A 16,813-nucleotide genomic window follows, 5' to 3' on the forward strand; every position below is an offset into this window, starting at 1 on the left:
ACTGCATTCCCATATCAATGGCCGAGGAGGAACATGCCGAAAAATTGCCGACACCATAATAACTACAAGAGGAAAGACTCGTGGCCGATGCTATCGAAGAAAGCCGCTATGCCCGCTTTGCCCTGCGCTGCTCGAACTTTGCCGAGCGCTGGTTCCCCGACTCCTGGGTGTTTGCCGCCCTCGCCGTGATCATCGTCGCCGTGGCGACCCTGGGCATGGGCGCCGCGCCGAGCGAAGCCGCCAAGGCCTTTGGCGACGGGTTCTGGAGCCTGATCCCGTTCACCATGCAGATGGCCTTCGTGGTGATCGGTGGCTACGTGGTCGCCAGCTCGCCACCGGCGGTCAAGCTGATCGACCGCCTGGCGCGTATCCCGAAGAACGGCCGCTCCGCCGTGGCGTGGGTCGCGTTGATCTCCATGGTGGCGTCATTGCTCAACTGGGGCCTGTCCCTGGTGTTCGGTGGCTTGCTGGTGCGTGCGCTGGCCCGTCGTACGGATTTGCGCATGGACTACCGTGCTGCGGGTGCGGCGGCCTATCTTGGGTTGGGCGCGGTGTGGGCGCTGGGGTTGTCGTCATCAGCCGCACAATTGCAGGCCAACCCGGCCAGCTTGCCTCCGTCGATCCTGTCGATCACCGGGGTGATCCCGTTTACCGACACCATCTTCCTGTGGCAATCCGGCGTACTGTTGCTGGCGCTGATAGTGGTGTCGCTGATCATCGCCTACGCCACCGCGCCCGGCCCCAACAGCGCCCGTGACGCCAAGGCCTGTGGCGTCGACCCGGCCTTCAACCTGCCCAAGCTGCAACCACCGGGCCGCCCCGGCGAATGGCTGGAACACAGCCCGTTGCTGACCATTCTGCTGGCATTGCTGGCGGCGGGTTGGTTGTTCCATGAGTTCTCGACCAAGCCGGCGATCAGCGCGATTTCGGGGCTGAACACCTACAACTTCCTGTTCATCATGGTCGGTGCCCTGCTGCACTGGCGCCCGCGCAGCTTCCTCGATGCGGTGGCCCGTGCAGTGCCGACCACCACCGGCGTATTGATCCAGTTCCCGTTGTACGGCTCGATTGCGGCGCTGATGACCGTGGTCAAGGGCGGCGACGGCCAGACCCTGGCGCACCATATCTCGACCTTCTTCACGTCCATCGCCTCCCACGACACGTATGCACTGCTGATGGGCGTGTACTCGGCGGTGCTGGGCTTCTTTATCCCGTCGGGCGGCGGCAAGTGGATCATTGAGGCGCCTTATGTGATGCAAGTGGCCAATGACCTGCAATACCACCTGGGCTGGGCGGTGCAGATCTACAACGCGGCCGAGGCGCTGCCGAACCTGATCAACCCGTTCTACATGCTGCCGTTGCTGGGAGTGCTGGGGTTGAAGGCGCGGGATTTGATCGGGTTTTCGTTTGTACAGTTGCTGGTGCACACACCGTTGGTGCTGTTCCTGCTGTGGGCGCTGGGGACGACATTGAAGTATTTGCCGCCCGTCATGCCGTAGGATCAGTTGCAAGCCTCAAGCCTCAAGCCTCAAGCTTGAAGCTTGAAGCTTGAGGCTCATAGCTTGCAGCTGCCTTAATTCCGTCACATTGCATTGATACCGTCCTGCGAAATATCTTGCAACATCTCGCCAGCCAGGACTCCCCGCAATGAGTGATGATCACGAAGACCGCCCTTCCCCTGATTCCATGGCCCAACCGCCGGTAGACACCGGCCGTCGGCGCTTCCTGGGGGGCGCGGCGGTGTTGGGGGTTGGCGCGACCTTGAGTGCCTGCGGCAACAGCAGTGAGGCGCCCGGCAAGCCAGTGGCGCGGCCGCTCACGCCTCAGGAGCTGGACAAGGCCTTGCACGACCAGGTGAAGACCGTGGTGGTGATCTATGCCGAGAACCGCAGCTTCAACAATCTGTTTGCGGACTTCCCAGGCGTTGAGAAACCGCTGTCGGCGCTTTCTGCCGCCGACACACAGCAACGCGACCGCGACGGCAGCCTGTTGACCACCCTGCCCCCGGCCTGGGGCGGTGTGCTGCAAGTGGGCCCGCAAAGCGTGGACGGGGTGACTTACCCCAGCGAAGTGCAATTCCAGGAAAACCTGCCCAACGCGCCGTTCGCCCTCAAGGGCCCGAACGCTGAAGACCTGCCGTTGAGCCTCGTCACTCGCGACTTGTGGCACGTGTTCTACCAGAACCAGATGCAGATCAACGGCGGCAAGAACGACGGTTTCGTCGCCTGGGCAGACTCCGGTGGCCTGGTCATGGGCCATTACGCCCAGAGCCGTTATTCCCTGCGCCTGTGGGATGTGGCCAAGGAGTTTGTGCTCTGCGATAACTTCTTCCAGGGCGCGTTTGGTGGCTCGTTCCTCAACCATCAATACCTGATCAGCGCCACCGCGCCGTTCTACCCGAATGCCGCGCAGTCGGTGGCCAAGGCGCAGATCGCCACGCTGCAAAGCGATGACCCCACCGACCCGCGTCTCAAGCCCTTGGATAAATCCCCGGCCAGCGCCATGACCGGCCCGCCGCAGTTCGGCCCCAGCGCGCTGACCCCGGACGGCTACGGCGTGAACACCCTGGCGCCGCCGTATTGGCCGACCTGGATTCGTGACCCGGAAAACCCGGACTACGCAAAAGCCGACCTGCCCAACGTGCTGGTGCCGCAGACCCACGAACATATCGGCGACAAGTTGTCGAAAAAGAACGTCGACTGGGCGTGGTACGCCGGGGCATGGCAGGCAACGCTGGACCAGTTCAAGGATTCGGGCGGTATCCCGAAGATCCCCAACTTCCAGTACCACCACCAGCCGTTCAACTATTTCAAGCAGCAGGGCCCCGAGAACCGTGCCGAGCGTGACAAGCGCCTGCGCGACGGCGGTTTGGGCGATGAGGCGAGCACCAATAAGTTCTTCGCCGACGCCCAGGCCGGCAAGCTACCGGCGGTGAGTTTCTACAAGCCCCAGGGCAACCTGAATATGCACGCCGGTTACGCCGACGTGGCGTCGGGCGACCGCCATATCGTCCGCGCCTTGAAGGTGCTGCAGGAAAGCCCGCAGTGGAAAAACATGGTGGTGGTGGTGACCGTCGATGAAAACGGCGGTTGGTGGGACCACGTCGCCCCGCCCAAAGGCGATCGCTGGGGCCCAGGCACACGGGTTCCGGCGCTGGTGGTCTCGCCCTTCGCGCGCAAAGGCACCGTGGACCATACGGTGTACGACACCGCGTCGATCCTGCGCTTGATAACGCGGGTCTTCCAGCTGGAGACCCTGGACGGGCTCAAGCAACGCGATGACGCCATGATTGCCCGGGGCCAGAAACCCATGGGGGATTTGAGCAACGCGTTGCAGTTCAGCGTGTAGGACGCTTATCCAATAGCGACATGCCTGGCGATTTAGCACGCGGTTTTCCTGGCCAACCGCTACTGTGAGGAGGTGGGCTTTCACCCCGCGCAGACGGGCTTTCGCTGACAAGGAATCAAGTATGTTCAAACCGACCAGGTTGTCCTTCACCCTGGCCGCACTGATGGCCAGTGCGGTCGTACACGCCGACATCGAAGTACCGCTGGGCAGCACTCAACGGGTGACCCAGTTGTTCGCTTACCCCAATAACTGCAATGTGATCTGCTTTCGGCCATGGACGCTGGAGCAGACCGCCGAGCACTACCTGAACCAAAGCCTGCAGCGCGATGGCTACAGCCGAGCCAAGGTCAGCGTCAAGAACCATGAAGGGCAGCTCGCAGCGACCTTCAGCGGTGTACCCGACAGTTACGGCCAGCCCCTGACCGCGCTGCTCAATACCGCGGACCTGGCCTACCAGGGCGCGAGCAGACTCAACAGCGACGGCAAGTGGGCGTACAACTGGTACCTGTTCCTGCCACTGGGCATGGCCCTGGAAAACCGCAAGAGCATCGAGCTGCTGCATTTCCCGCCGGATTATTCGCTGACCCAGGCCCAGGATTACCTGGAGTCGGCCACCACCGACCGCTGGGCCAGCCTGCTCACCGATAACGGCGTGCCGGCCACTGAAACCCCGGCCTACCAGACCATCATCGATATCGCCCCCATCGCCGCCCCTTCCAATGCGGGCAAGGACCTGGAGAACGTCTACGGCTACTTCACCGACTACCAGACCCGCATGGTCAGCGAACTGAGCCTGCACCCCAACGGCTCGCTGCCAATGGTCGCGTTCGGCGCGCCGGTGCGCAGTTGGATCAAGCAGCAATACGGGCAAACCGTGGGTGTGCTGGGCCTGGCACAGATCAGCCCTGCCGCGGGCAGGACCGTATCGGTGCTGGGCGCCAACCACCCCAGCTACATCTGGTACGCGGCCAGCCCGGACACCTATGACGGTAACGAGCAGAAAGCCGACGAAGCCGGCTTGAAAGTGATGGGCCAGGACTTGAGCGCCGCCTGCTGGCAGGCCGGAATGGGTCAGAAACCCGCGAGCGATCCGAATGTGCTGCTCAAGGCCTGCATGAACACCTGGCAGGTCACGCGCAAAGAACAGACCTGCGAATTGTTCTACACCTCGGTGCGCAACCTGACCCCGGAACAGGCGAACGCCAAATGCGCCACGCCTTCGATCAAGACGCAGCTCAAGCAGCTGAAGAACGCAGCCCCCGCCCCCAGCATCACGGCGCCTGCGCTGTAGACAGCAAAAAAATCCGATTTCTACTGTCAAAGTTGACAGTAGAAATCGGCTCCACGTTCAGCGAGTCTTGAGCCGGGCCCATCCGCTGCAAGACTGGTAGTCAGCCACCATCCGCAGGTCGATGCAGCCTAACCAAGGAGAGTTATGAAAACTCAAGCCATGGACCAGGCTAAAACCGCTGTGAGTGATGGTTTGTACCCGTTCAAGACACTGCGCGTTGAACAGGGCTATCCCTCGGCCAAGCACTTTAAGGTTGAGCGCGACGGCGGCGTCAGGGCTCGCGTGGATTTTGACGGCCGCGTCCGCATTGCCCGGGTGTCCGGTTACGCCGTGAACGAGCGGCGCCCACGTACGCTGCAGCTGTCCGCCCGCATCCACCTGTATGACAGCTGGTTCTGCGGCCTGCTGCGACACTCCTGCAACCCGAATGTGTTTTTCGACACCACTTACCTGGAACTCTGGACCGTGCAGCCCATCCCCGCCGGCGCCCCGCTGACTCTGGACTACGCCAGTACCGAGGACACCTTGTTCCGACAGTTCGCCTGCCAATGCGGCGAACTGAACTGCCGGGGCTGGATCACCGGCAGCACAGAGTGTTTGAACGCCGAGGGCCAGGCGTTCATGACCCGTTGGCGCAAACGCAAACGGCCTTAGGCTTCGCCCAACGGACGCAGGCGATACTGCGGCGGCAATTGCTCGAAGCCACTGATGGTGGTGTTCAAGCTCTTCCAACGGCCGTCCTTGATGCCGTAGATGCAGCCGTGGATCGACAGGCTCTGCCCACGGTGCCAGGCATTTTGCACAATGCTGGTGTGGCCGACGTTGGCCACCTGCTGGATCACGTTCAGCTCGCACATGCGGTCCACGCGTTCTTCTTCGGTCGGCAACTGGGCCAGCACGTCACGGTTTTCGTAGTAGAGATCGCGGATGGTGCGCAGCCAGCCGTCGATCAGCCCGAACTGGCGGTCCTGCATCGAGGCGCGCACGCCGCCGCAGCCATAGTGGCCAGTGACGAGGATATGTTTGACCTTGAGCACATCGACGGCGTACTGGATCACCGACAGGCAATTGAGGTCAGTGTGCAGCACCACGTTGGCCACATTGCGGTGTACGAACAGATCACCGGGCAGCATGCCGACGATCTCGTTGGCCGGTACCCGCGCATCGGAACAACCGATCCACAGGTATTCAGGGGTCTGCTGGCGGGCGAGCTTGGCGAAGAATTCGGGATCTTCCTGTTTGATCGCATCCGCCCAGCGTTCGTTGTTATCAAGCAGGTCTTGTAGTTCGTTCATCAGGGAAAGCCTCAGGAATGATGCGCAGCTTTGACAGACGACCGCCCGTCCGGGTCACGCCGATGATAAAGATAGCCGGCGGGCAATTACTTGAATCTTGGGGGGCCATGCCTGTCCACACACTATAAGCCCCACAGTATGAGGATTGGCCATGACTGAATCACGACGTCCCTACGGCGCTACACAGCCCGAACCGATTGACGACAACGAAGACCGCATGGGCTCGATGCGCGAGCTGGATTTTGACGAGGAAGAACCGACGGCGGAGATTGGCAATGAGATCCCCCGTGGCGAGCGAGAACAGCTGATGCCCGACGAACGGGTGCGCGAGGCCGGAATGACCGGGGCTTCAACGGCGGATCATGAGTCGACCGATGATGATATGAGCCCGGAAACCCTGATCCATGAAGACGGTGCGCGGGATGCTCGGGAGGCGGGCGAAGACAACCCGGCGGATTTTGACTTGAGCATTGTCGATGAAGATGACATTGGCGGCGGCAATGGCCTGGATGAAGCGGAACTGGCTGATCTGGACCCGGTAGACGGAAACCGCTGACACTGCGCAACTCCAGATGTGGGAGGGGCGGTGCGACGATTCGACTTGCCCTCCTCCCACATTGGTTCGTGTGCTTAATCGATCAGGGTGCAGGCCATGACGACCGCATCTTCGCGCCCGCCGACAGCCGGGTAGTAGTCCCGGCGACGCCCAATCTCGTTGAAGCCATAGCGCTCATACAGGCGGAACGCGCCGGTATTGCTGTCGCGCACTTCCAGGAAGCATTCCCGCGCGTTGGCGGCATAGGCGCGGGACATCAGGTGTTCCAGCAGTGCCAGACCCAGGCCACGGCCCTGGTTTTCCGGCTTGACGGTGATGTTCAGCAAATGCGCTTCATCGAGGATGATCTGCACCACGCCGTGGCCCACCTGCTGCTCGCCTTCGAACATCAGCCAGATCTGGTACTTGCCCAGCCCGTCGAGAAAGATCCCGCGGGTCCAGGGGTGGCTGAACGCCGCGTATTCGATTTTCAGCACGGCGTCGAGGTCGGCCTCGGTCATCGGGCGGAAGGATAAAGCCTCACTCATCGGTTGTTTTCCAGCGCGCCATCAGCCGGCGCATGGCTTGCCAGACATCAGCCTTACGCTGTGGCTCTTCCATTAATAATTCCAGGCCCGGCAGGGCCCATACAGAACCCAGGCCCTCGACCTGCAGTTCGCGGTACCAGGCTTCGGCGTTCGCTTCACCGGCAAACCGTACGGCGGGCAGGCCGATCAGCCACAGGCACACGCAGGGTTCGTCCTCCAGGCGTGCCGAGACGAAGCCTTGCACGAAATCCCGCGCCGCTTCCGGGCCCTGGTCCATGGTGCCGCGTACCAGCAGCGGCCAACGGACCGGGTCGCCGACGATTTGCGGGCTGTCGGGCAGGCCGGCGGCGCGCAGCATGTCCTTGAGCAGCATGTAGGCGGGGTCGCGGGTCTGGAAGCGTTCGCCGGTGGGTAACTCCACCAATAGCAGGCAACGCCCGGCCCGCAATAACTGCAGGGCAAAGCGTGGCGGCGGCACCACGGGGGCCTTGGCAACCGGCGCAGCCGCTTCGGCCACCACGGGCTTGGCCATTGGCCCCGGGCGCGGCACCTCGACCTTGACGCGTTCAACCGCAGGACGAGCTTCCAGTACGGGTTTGACCATGGCCACCGGTGCAGCCGCCTCCTCCCCCGAAACCTCGAACGCCTCATAGGGTTCAAGCGCCTCTAACAGCTCGGGCCGCGACGGGGCGGCGAACGGCAGTTCGGTGCGGGGCAGCCAGTTGACCACCTGCATGGCGGTCAAGTAAGCGCGACGTCGGGACTCGATAAGCACAGCTCGGCCACTTGTGGATAAGTAAAGAGCGGGGATTCTACCGCTGTTCGGTAACAATCGCCCACTGTGCACTGACCGGCTGTGGATAAATCCCGCGCCTGATGCAGTACAATCGCGACTTTTAATCGCCAACCAGCCGGCCATTCCCATGATCGAACCCAAGCGCGTCCTGCGCGCCCTCGCCGAACACTGGGCCTTACTTGAGCCACTGTGCGAACACTTCGACCAAGGCACCCTGAGCCTCGGCGAGCTGCGCGCACAACTGGCCGCCCAACAACTGGACAGCACGCCCCAGGACATCACCAGCCTGCTGGACGTGTGGATTCGCCTGGACATCCTGGTGCCTGTCGCCAAGAGCCCGAACCGTTTCGAGCTCAATGCGCAGATCCACGACTTCCTGGCTTATCTTCGCAAGGAGCACCGGCTTGGCCTGTGCCTGGAAATCGAAGCCTACCTGCGCCATCTGGAGCGCCTGGCCGGTTATATCCAGGATGCCTTCGACATCCGTGATGGTCACGACCTGGCCCGCCAACTGCGCCTGCTGGACATGCGCGTACGCGACGTACTGAAAAAACTCGCCAACGACGAACAGGCCCTCGCGGCCGTGGCCGACCGTGCCAAGACCAGCGACCGGCAGATCCCGCTGCGCCAGCGTTACGCCGAAGTCCTGGCGACCTGGGACGAGTACGTCGAACCGATGATCCAGCTGGTGAACGCCGACGGTGCCTTCGAGCAAGGCGTGCGCAAGGTGGAAAACGTGCTGCTGCGCATGCTCACCGAGCAACAGCGCCTCGGCCACCTGGTGGACGACGACATGCTGCTGCGCACCCACGCGCGCATCCTCGAAATGCAGACCAGCGCCCAGTTGACCTTGCGGCATGCCCGCGAGCTGCTGTTGCCGCTGCGCGAAGAAGCGCGTCGGCACAACGCCGTGACCCGCGGTGCGGCGCTGGCGCTGTCGGCCATCCGCCGTAAAGGCCTGGACGCGGTGCCGCAGGCGGCGATGCCGATGTTTACCCGACCGCAAAGCACCTTCCTCGGCAGTGCCAGCCAGGTCGAGGCCTATGTGTATGCCCTGGCAAACTTCGAGCCGAAACCGGCCCGGTTCCCCAAGGCGCACAAGTCCCACAAGGGCGAAGCCCAGCGCGCACCGCGGACGGTCAAGGAAATGCTCGAGCGCTGCGAAGACGCACTGCCGATGCCGGACCTGATGACCTGGCTGCTGGAGCAGGAACCGGACGGTGCCACCGACGAATTGCTGTACTGGTTCTCGCGGCTATCGCGGGAGAAACGCTTCAAGCGCGAGCGCCTGGAACGCCGCGACTACCACACACACGAGCACCAGGTCAGCCTGCGCTCATTCGCCCTGCTCCCGGCCGGCACCGACGCCGCCGAGCATTCTGCGAGTACACCTCATGCATCTTGATCTATCCGAACTGTCCCAGCTGGCGCCGATCTTTCGCGAGCTGTTCAAGGGTTACCACGTCAGCCGCCGCGACCCCGAGCTGTACGCGCAACTGTCGAACTTCCAGGACCAGTACCGCACGCTGTTCAAGGCCCTGGGCTTTGAGCTGGTGTGCGATACCCGTGGCTTCTACTACTTCGTACCGGACTCCGCGATTGCCAGTGCGCAGGTCAACAAGACCGCCCAGCGTCTGGCGTTGTTCACCTTCATCATCGTCGAGCACCTGGCCGACCAGGGCCGCGACCCGATCGCCGTGCTCGACGGTGGCAGCCTCGGCCGCGATGAACTGCCGTCCCTGCTGGAAAAGTACCGCGACCTGTTTATCCAGGCCGAAGTGCAGACCCAGGAAGAACTCGAAGAAAAAATCATGCGCCGCATGACCCAGCTGGGTTTTGCCAGCGAAGACAACGGTATCTACCGCTTCCTGCCACCGATGCACCGCTTCCTCGACGTGTGCCTGTCGGTGCAGCAAGACCGTGACCTCGCGGCCAGCGTGCACAGCGTGTTGCCGTTGCCGGCACCGGTGATCATCGACGAAGACAGCGATGAGAAGCTGCTGAAGACCGATGACCCGCTGGACTTGAGTGACTTCGCGGAAGAAAGCGAAGAAGACGCACTGGCCCGCGCCATTGCCGAAGAACAGGAGACCGACGCATGAGTAAGGAACGCTACGGCATCCGCCGCTTCGCCCTATTGAACACCGCCGGCTACAGCTTGGGCTTGTTCCCGCTGGAAGAACCGCTGTCGGTGTATGGCGCCAACAACCTGGGTAAATCCGCGTCGATCAACGCCTTGCAGTTCCCGATCCTGGCGCGCATGTCGGACATGAGTTTCGGCAAGTACACCCTGGAGCAATCGCGGCGCTTCTACTTCGCCACCGACACCAGCTACATCCTGGTGGAAGTCTCCCTGCCCCATGGCCCCCACGTAATAGGCGTGGTCGGGCGTGGCCCGGGCGGCGGTTTCGGGCACCAGTTCTTTGCCTATGCCGGCAAGCTGGACCTGGCCCACTATCAGAAAAACGACACCTGCCTGCGTCAGAAGGAGCTGTTCACCAACCTTGAGCGCGAAGGCCTGAAAGCCTACGAACTCAAGCCGGATGAACTGCGCCGTTTGCTGGTGGGTGGTCATACGTCGATCCCGCTGGACCTGACCCTGATCCCGCTGCGCTCCACCAGTGAGCAAAGCCTGAAAACCTTCCGCGCGTTGTTTATCAACCTGCTGCACATGCGCGAAATCACCGCGGCCAAGCTCAAGCAGCTGTTCCTCGATGCGTTCGAGCACAGCCTGCGTTCGGGTAGTGTGGATTACATCGCAGCGTGCGAAGAAGCCTTCCGCGACGTACGACGTATGGAGCAGGACTACAATTCCCTGGTCGCAGCCGGCCCGCTGGTGGAAGCCCTGGCCAACGGCGTTCGCCAGCGCGACATCCTGCGCGGCAAGCTGCATCGCCTGTCGCCGCTGCTGGATTCGCTGCTCGGCACCTGGTCGGACTATGCCAGTGCGCGCAAGGAAGAGCTGACCATCCAGGCCGAGCACTACCGCAACGAGCAGGACGCACTGCAGAACGACCAGCGCGGCGGCACCCAGGAGCTGATGCGCCTGGAGCGGGAAATCAGCGGCATCCAGCGTTGGCTGGGCGAGTTGTCGGTGCTCAAGCATCGCTTTGCCCTGGTGGATGACGTCAAGGTGCTGGAGCAGCAACTGCTGGCGGCCAAGGATGCTCACGATGAACTGGCGGGCGCCCTGGCGCAGTCGCGGCAGTTCAGCGCCGAGGATCTGGACGAGCGTCTGCGCGACCTGGAAAAACGCTTGAAGTCGGTCAAGCAGCAGCTTGATCACGCCGACAACAACAGCTATGCCAAGCTGCGCGAAGAGTTTTCGCAGCAGGACGTCGAGCGCCTGATGCGCTTGTTCAACAGCTCGCTGTTCAGCCTGCCATTGGGTGAACACGGCATCACCCTGGACGAGGACGGCCAGTGGGTCAAATCCCTGGAGCAGATCCTCGATGGCTTCAAGGGCGAGCGTTTTGAAGTGCCGGGGCTGTCCATCGACATCTCCCACATCGAACCACCGGCGCTGCAGGCCCTGGCGGATCGCGCGGCGTTGCGCGACCAAAAGGAACGCCTGGAGAAAGAACTCAAGCAGCTGAAAACCCAGCAAGCCGTGGCCTCCGACCGCGCTGCGAGCAAGACCCAGACCGAAGCGCTGTACCAGCAAGTGCTGGATGCGCAAAAAGCTCTTGAAGACTTCCGCCGCGCGCAAACCCTGAGTGCCGAGGAAGGCGAAAAACTGGAAAACCTGGCGCAGATGGAAGCGGCCCAGGATGAGTTGAAGCGTTCCAGTGACGCCTTTACCGAACGCGTGCAGCAACTGTCCGCCAAGCTACAACTGGTGGGCCGGCAGATCGGCGATATGGAAGCCAAGCAACGCACGCTGGATGACGCCTTGCGCCGTCGGCAACTGTTGCCGGCGGACCTGCCGTTCGGCACGCCGTTCATGGACCCGGTCGATGACTCCATGGATAACCTGCTGCCGCTGCTCAATGACTATCAGGACAGCTGGCAGGGTTTGCTGCGTGCCGATGGGCAGATCGAGGCGCTGTATGCTCAGGTGCGCCTCAAGGGCGTGGCCAAGTTCGACAGCGAGGATGATGTAGAGCGTCGTCTGCAATTGTTGATCAACGCTTATGCGCACCGCACCGATGAGGCGCTGACACTGGGCAAGGCGCGCCGCGCGGCGGTCACTGACATTGCGCGAACCCTGCGCAATATCCGCAGCGACTACGACAGCCTGGAACACCAGCTGGCGCTGTTCAACCGCGAGATCAACAAGCGTCAGGTGTCCAACCTGCAGAGCTTCCGCATCGTGCTCGCGCCGAACAAGGAAGCCCTCAAGCATATCGACCAGATCATCCACAGTGCTGGCCAGTACGAAGAAGGCGAAACCCTGTCGGTGTTCGATCTCAGCCAAAGTGCCGAGCAGGACAACAAGAACGAAGAGGCCAAGGAATACCTTGCCCGCCTGGTGGCCGCCAACCATAACCAGTTGGGCCTCAAGGACCTGTTCGAGCTGGCCTTCGAGATCACCAAGGTACACGGTCAACCGGTGATTCACACCGACATCGATGGCGCAGCGTCCAACGGCACCACCATGACCATCAAGGCGCTGACCAACATGTACTTGTTGCTGCACTTGATGGACCGTGACCAGGCCGGGCGTGTGCGCTTGCCGTACTACCTCGACGAAGCAGCGGATATCGATGAGAAGAACCAGGCGGCGTTGCTGGAAACCAGTTTGCAGCTGGGCTTTGTGCCGATCCTCGCCAGTGTGAAGCCGCAGGTGTCTGCCCAGGTAGCAATCGACCTGGAAGGCGGCAGCGGGCCGAACGGGATCTACATCGATGAGGCGGACTGGAAGTACATCCGTCGCCATGATGTGGTGAAGGCGACAGTGAATGTGCAGGCGGATGAGCCGGAACTGGATGAAGTCTGACGCTTTGCGCTGAAATGTAAAAAGGCCGCGATCCATTGGATCGCGGCCTTTTTTGTAGCTTTATTTGCCGAGTGGGATTTTCGGTGCCCAGGTCAGCCATTCCTCTTCGAATTTGTCGAACAGCGGGAAGGTTTGCTGCGGCCGCGCGGCGTTGCCCATGCGCTCGCCGTCTGGCGTGGCAAAGGCGATACCGCCGGCCACCAGCGTCTCCAGGGATTCGGTACGCACCGTCGCGCCCTTGAACAGGCCAAAGTCGAGGCCGAAGCCGCTGGTGTTCCAGAAGCGGCTGCCACTGCGTACCAGCGGCGCGTACTTGGGCTCGATGAGGATGTGGATCAGCACGCGGTCGGCGGTCTGGCCCAATTCGTAGCCGGTCACTTTGCCCACGGTGACTTCACGGTAGGTCACCGGTACACCTTCCTTCAACGAGCCACGGCGTGCGGCGCTGAGTGTCAGGCTCAGGCCAGCCTCCTGACGGACAGCTTCAGGGGGTTGGGCCAGTGCGACGAAACTCTTCTGCGGACCGGCGTTTTTCACGGCCGGCTGCACCTCGATGTATTGCCCGGTGACCAGGGTTTCCAGGTTGGAGGTTTTCATCAGGCCCAGTTCTGGCTTGACCACCCAGAACTGGCTGCCGACGCGCGCGATGCGATCCGCTACTTGGGTAATACGTGCGCTGAGCAGCACCGATTGCATATCGGCACTGAGGTCTACGCTCTCGATCTTGCCCACATCCAGGCCTTTGAAACGTACCGGTGTGCCCGGACGCATACCGTCAGCACGGTCGACTTTGATGGTTACCAGTGTGCCATGCTGATTGGCCGCCTCACGGTCGGCAAACAAGCGGAATCGTGGAATGCGCTTTTTCAGTGGTACGTTCGGCTGCGGCGTTTCGAAGGCAATACCGCCGGCCATCAGGCTGGCCAGGGACTCACTCTTCACCTGGATACCACCGGTAAGGCCGCCGGTCAGGGTCACGCCGCTGGCATTCCAGAAACGTGTCGAACCGTTAACCAGGTTTTCGTATTCCTTCTCGATATGAACGCCGATCACCAGCTGCTTGTTCTTGCGCGAGAACTGGTAGCTCTGCACCGAGCCGACCTTGACCTGTTTGTAGAGGATTGGGCTGCCGACATCCAGGGAGCCGAGGTTGTCGGTGAACAACACCATGTGCAGGCCCGGGGAACGCAGGTCCAGCGGCGGCGCCTTGGCGCGGGCGACGAATTCGCGTTGCGGGGCGCTGCCTTTGTCGCCAGGACGAATGGCGATGTAATTACCCTTGACCAGGGCTTCCAGGCCGGTAATGCCGGCGAGCGAGATGGAAGGTTTGACCACCCAGAACTGGGTGTCCTGAACCAGGTAGTCTTCGGCCAAGGGGTCGAGGGTCAGCTCGGCGTTGGCGCTGGACAGGTCCGGGTCGATCTTCAAGGTTTTCAGACTGCCCACCTGAATGCCTTTGTACATCACCGGTGTACGACCGGCCTGCAGGCCTTCGAAGTCCGTGAGCTTGACCTTGGCCTTGATACCGGCAGCGGCCGCGTCGAAATCTTCGTACAGGCGGAACGGCAGGCTCGGATCGGTCGGCGGGCTGTCCTTGCGGTTCTCCGGCGTGGCGAAGGCAATGCCGCCGGCGACGATGCTGGAGAGGGATTCACTGCGCACCTTCACGCCGGAGAGATTGGCATCGATGCTGATGCCGCTGGCGTTCCAGAAACGGGTGTGTTTGCGCACAAGGTTGGCGTAGGTCGGCTCGATGTAGACCTTGATCTCAACGGTGCTCTGGTCCTCGGAGAGCAAGTAGCTTTTGACCTGGCCGACCTGTATCTGCTTATAGAACACCGGACTGCCACGGTTGAGCGAGCCAAGGCGGTCGGCCTTGATGGTCAGGTGCAGGCCAGGCTTGGCGTCGGACAAAGGCGGCTCTTCGGAGAGCGCCTTGAATTTGCGTGTGGGCTCACCGTCACCGGGGCTGGCGGCGATGTAGTTACCCGAGACCAGGGTTTCCAGGCCGGTGATACCGGCAAGACTGACACTGGGCTTGACCAGCCAGAAACGCGTGTTGGTCTTGAGGTATTGCTCGACATCCTTGTTCATCTCAATGGTGGCAATCACCCCGCGATTATTGCCCTCGTCGTCAAGGGCAAGGGTCTTGACCTTACCCACGGACATGCCTTTGTAGACCACTTCGGTTTTGTTGGCCTGGATGCCTTCGCCGCTTTCAAAGCGCACCTGGATCTCAATACCCTGCTGGGAATAGGCACGCCACCCCAGCCAACCACCGATGATCAAGGCAATCAGGGGAAGAACCCAAATGGCTGACCAGTTGGAGGCCGGGCGGGTTTTAGCTTTAGGCAAATCACTCATGGTCGTCGTCCGACTCCGTGTTATCCCAAATCAGTCGGGGATCAAAAGTTACTGCGGCAAGCATCGTCAAGATCACCACACTGGCGAACGCTGCGGCGCCAAGGTTGGCCTCGACGCTGGCAAGCCGTCCAAAGTTTACGACCGCCACCAGAATGGCGATCACGAAGATATCCAGCATGGACCAGCGGCCAATGAATTCGATAAAGCGGTACATGATAATGCGCTGCTGCGCGGAAAGCGGTTGGTGACGTTGAACCGAGAACAGTAACAGGCCAATGCCCACCAGCTTGAACGTCGGCACCAGGATGCTGGCGATGAACACCACAGCCGCAATCGGGAACATGCCGTGCTGCACCAGTTGGATGACTCCGGCCATGATGGTGCTGGGCTCGCCCTGGCCGAGGGAATTGACGGTCATGATCGGCAACAGGTTGGCGGGGATATACAGAATGGCCGCCGTGATCAGCAAGGCCCAGGTACGGATGAGGCTGTTGGGGCGACGGGCATGGATCAGCGCACCGCATCGCGTGCAGGTTTGCTCATCGGTGTCAGGCTCTTGTTTGTTAAGCTCGTGACATTCAGTACAAATCAGAATGCCCGCATCAATCGCCCGCATGATCATCTTCCCCTGACAGTGCTTGCCAGATCTGGTGCGGCGACATCACCACCTCAAGCAGAACCTGAACCATTAATAGGCTGACAAAGCAGACCAGACCCAGGCCGATGGTGATTGAGGCCATGTCGGCGAGTTTCACGATCGCCACCAGTACGCCCATCAAGTAGACCTCCAACATTCCCCAATCTTTCATATGGTGGTAAATGCGGTACAGCAGCAGGCCGTAACTACGGCCGATCTTCCAACGAATACTGAGCAGCACCGCCAGCTGGCAAAGCAGCTTGAGCAGCGGAATACCCATGCTGCATAGGAACACCACGGCGGCGACGCCTTGCATCCCAGTATCGAATAGACCGACTACGCCACTCCACACAGTGTCCTCTGAGGACTGCCCGAGCAGATTGAGCTGCATGATGGGCAGAAAGTTCGCCGGGACGTAGAGCAACAGCGCGGCGAGTACCAGGGCGAGGCTGCGCTCAACGACGTTATGGCGGTGAGCGTAGAGCTCATAACCGCAACGCGGGCATTGGGCTTTTTCACCGAGGGCGAGCACGGGTTTGCGCATCAGCAAGTCGCACTCATGGCATGCCAACAAGTTGTCCAGTGGTAAATCCGACACCTCAAGGGCATCAACCGGATCCGGCATAGATAGGGCTCTGACTCTAAAAAAGGTTAGGTGCCTATTCTAGTGGTCTGGTTCAGAAATAACTGTGCAAATTTGTCGTGCATCTTTCCGCACTTTTCGACCGTGCAAAACAAAACCCCATCTGCTCTCGCAAATGGGGTTTCGGAATTTAATCTTGACGATGACCTACTCTCACATGGGGAAACCCCACACTACCATCGGCGATGCATCGTTTCACTGCTGAGTTCGGGATGGGATCAGGTGGTTCCAATGCTCTATGGTCGTCAAGAAATTCGGGTACTGAGTCGTGGCCAGCGGGCCTCGCTTCAGCAAATTGGGTATGTGACAGCTGTCGGTGTTTTGTGAAATCTCGAACTTTCGGTTCATTGCGTCTTCACACACCGCAATCTGGCCTTTCGACGCAAATTGCTTGGGTGTTATATGGTCAAGCCTCAC

At 61.1% G+C, this 16,813-nt stretch carries 14 protein-coding genes and 1 rRNA gene; 8 read left to right on the forward strand and 7 right to left on the reverse strand.

Features of this window, described 5'->3' with window-relative positions:
• Positions 1-80: 80 nt before the first annotated feature.
• The 4 genes from BM416_RS19280 (at position 81) to BM416_RS19295 (ending at position 5,293) form a co-directional block, all read left to right on the forward strand.
• The gene (locus tag BM416_RS19280; RefSeq protein ID WP_092489075.1) at positions 81-1,499 is read left to right on the forward strand and encodes a short-chain fatty acid transporter; all 1,419 of its coding nucleotides are present in this window, start codon (positions 81-83) and stop codon (positions 1,497-1,499) included.
• Between the two features lie 148 nt (positions 1,500-1,647).
• Positions 1,648-3,348, forward strand: a complete 1,701-nt coding sequence (locus BM416_RS19285; RefSeq protein WP_092489076.1) for an acid phosphatase — start codon at positions 1,648-1,650, stop codon at positions 3,346-3,348.
• A gap of 121 nt (positions 3,349-3,469) precedes the next feature.
• Complete coding sequence (locus tag BM416_RS19290; RefSeq protein ID WP_027606951.1) at positions 3,470-4,639, forward strand: hypothetical protein; 1,170 nt, start codon at positions 3,470-3,472, stop codon at positions 4,637-4,639.
• A 144-nt stretch (positions 4,640-4,783) separates the two neighbouring features.
• Positions 4,784-5,293 carry an SET domain-containing protein-lysine N-methyltransferase gene (locus tag BM416_RS19295; RefSeq protein WP_092489077.1) on the forward strand — a complete coding sequence of 170 codons (510 nt, stop codon included), beginning with the start codon at positions 4,784-4,786 and terminating at the stop codon, positions 5,291-5,293.
• Here BM416_RS19295 and can read toward each other — a convergent pair.
• Complete coding sequence (gene can, locus BM416_RS19300) at positions 5,290-5,934, reverse strand: carbonate dehydratase (RefSeq protein WP_003188288.1); 645 nt, start codon at positions 5,932-5,934, stop codon at positions 5,290-5,292. The two genes, BM416_RS19295 and can, sit on opposite strands and share 4 nt — an antisense overlap.
• A gap of 151 nt (positions 5,935-6,085) precedes the next feature.
• Between can and BM416_RS19305 the strand changes: the two genes are divergently transcribed.
• Positions 6,086-6,490, forward strand: a complete 405-nt coding sequence (locus BM416_RS19305) for a serine kinase/phosphatase (RefSeq protein ID WP_092489078.1) — start codon at positions 6,086-6,088, stop codon at positions 6,488-6,490.
• A 74-nt stretch (positions 6,491-6,564) separates the two neighbouring features.
• Here BM416_RS19305 and rimI read toward each other — a convergent pair whose 3' ends face one another.
• Positions 6,565-7,017 (reverse strand): ribosomal protein S18-alanine N-acetyltransferase, encoded by a 453-nt coding sequence (gene rimI / locus BM416_RS19310; protein ID WP_049710157.1) that lies wholly within the window; start codon positions 7,015-7,017, stop codon positions 6,565-6,567.
• Positions 7,010-7,753, reverse strand: coding sequence for an energy transducer TonB (locus BM416_RS19315; protein WP_092489079.1), 744 nt, complete (start codon positions 7,751-7,753; stop codon positions 7,010-7,012). The genes rimI and BM416_RS19315 overlap by 8 nt, the downstream gene beginning before the upstream one ends.
• Before the next feature lie 187 nt (positions 7,754-7,940).
• On the opposite strand from BM416_RS19315, the gene mksB reads away from it, so the two are divergent.
• The 3 genes from mksB to mksF are packed head-to-tail and all read left to right on the forward strand — an operon-like array spanning position 7,941 to position 12,752.
• On the forward strand, positions 7,941-9,218 hold the full coding sequence (mksB, locus tag BM416_RS19320) for an Mks condensin complex protein MksB (RefSeq protein WP_027606955.1): 1,278 nt from the start codon (positions 7,941-7,943) through the stop codon (positions 9,216-9,218).
• Complete coding sequence (gene mksE / locus BM416_RS19325; protein ID WP_027606956.1) at positions 9,208-9,915, forward strand: Mks condensin complex protein MksE; 708 nt, start codon at positions 9,208-9,210, stop codon at positions 9,913-9,915. The genes mksB and mksE overlap by 11 nt, the downstream gene beginning before the upstream one ends.
• Positions 9,912-12,752: an Mks condensin complex protein MksF gene (gene mksF / locus BM416_RS19330; RefSeq protein WP_092489080.1), complete on the forward strand. Its 2,841-nt coding sequence runs from the start codon at positions 9,912-9,914 to the stop codon at positions 12,750-12,752. Before mksE ends, mksF begins: the two co-directional genes overlap by 4 nt.
• 60 nt (positions 12,753-12,812) lie before the next feature.
• On the opposite strand, the gene BM416_RS19335 is transcribed toward mksF, so the two are convergent.
• From BM416_RS19335 to rrf, 4 genes are all read right to left on the reverse strand, one after another.
• Positions 12,813-15,116 carry a PqiB family protein gene (locus BM416_RS19335; protein WP_092489081.1) on the reverse strand — a complete coding sequence of 768 codons (2,304 nt, stop codon included), beginning with the start codon at positions 15,114-15,116 and terminating at the stop codon, positions 12,813-12,815.
• Positions 15,109-15,732, reverse strand: coding sequence for a paraquat-inducible protein A (locus BM416_RS19340; RefSeq protein ID WP_092489082.1), 624 nt, complete (start codon positions 15,730-15,732; stop codon positions 15,109-15,111). Before BM416_RS19340 ends, BM416_RS19335 begins: the two co-directional genes overlap by 8 nt.
• On the reverse strand, positions 15,719-16,378 hold the full coding sequence (locus BM416_RS19345; RefSeq protein ID WP_092489083.1) for a paraquat-inducible protein A: 660 nt from the start codon (positions 16,376-16,378) through the stop codon (positions 15,719-15,721). Before BM416_RS19345 ends, BM416_RS19340 begins: the two co-directional genes overlap by 14 nt.
• A 152-nt stretch (positions 16,379-16,530) precedes the next feature.
• Positions 16,531-16,646, reverse strand: a 5S ribosomal RNA gene (gene rrf, locus BM416_RS19350).
• Positions 16,647-16,813: the final 167 nt, after the last annotated feature.

The sequence above is a fragment of the Pseudomonas sp. NFACC42-2 genome, assembly GCF_900116055.1.
GTDB classification, from domain to species: domain Bacteria; phylum Pseudomonadota; class Gammaproteobacteria; order Pseudomonadales; family Pseudomonadaceae; genus Aquipseudomonas; species Aquipseudomonas marginalis.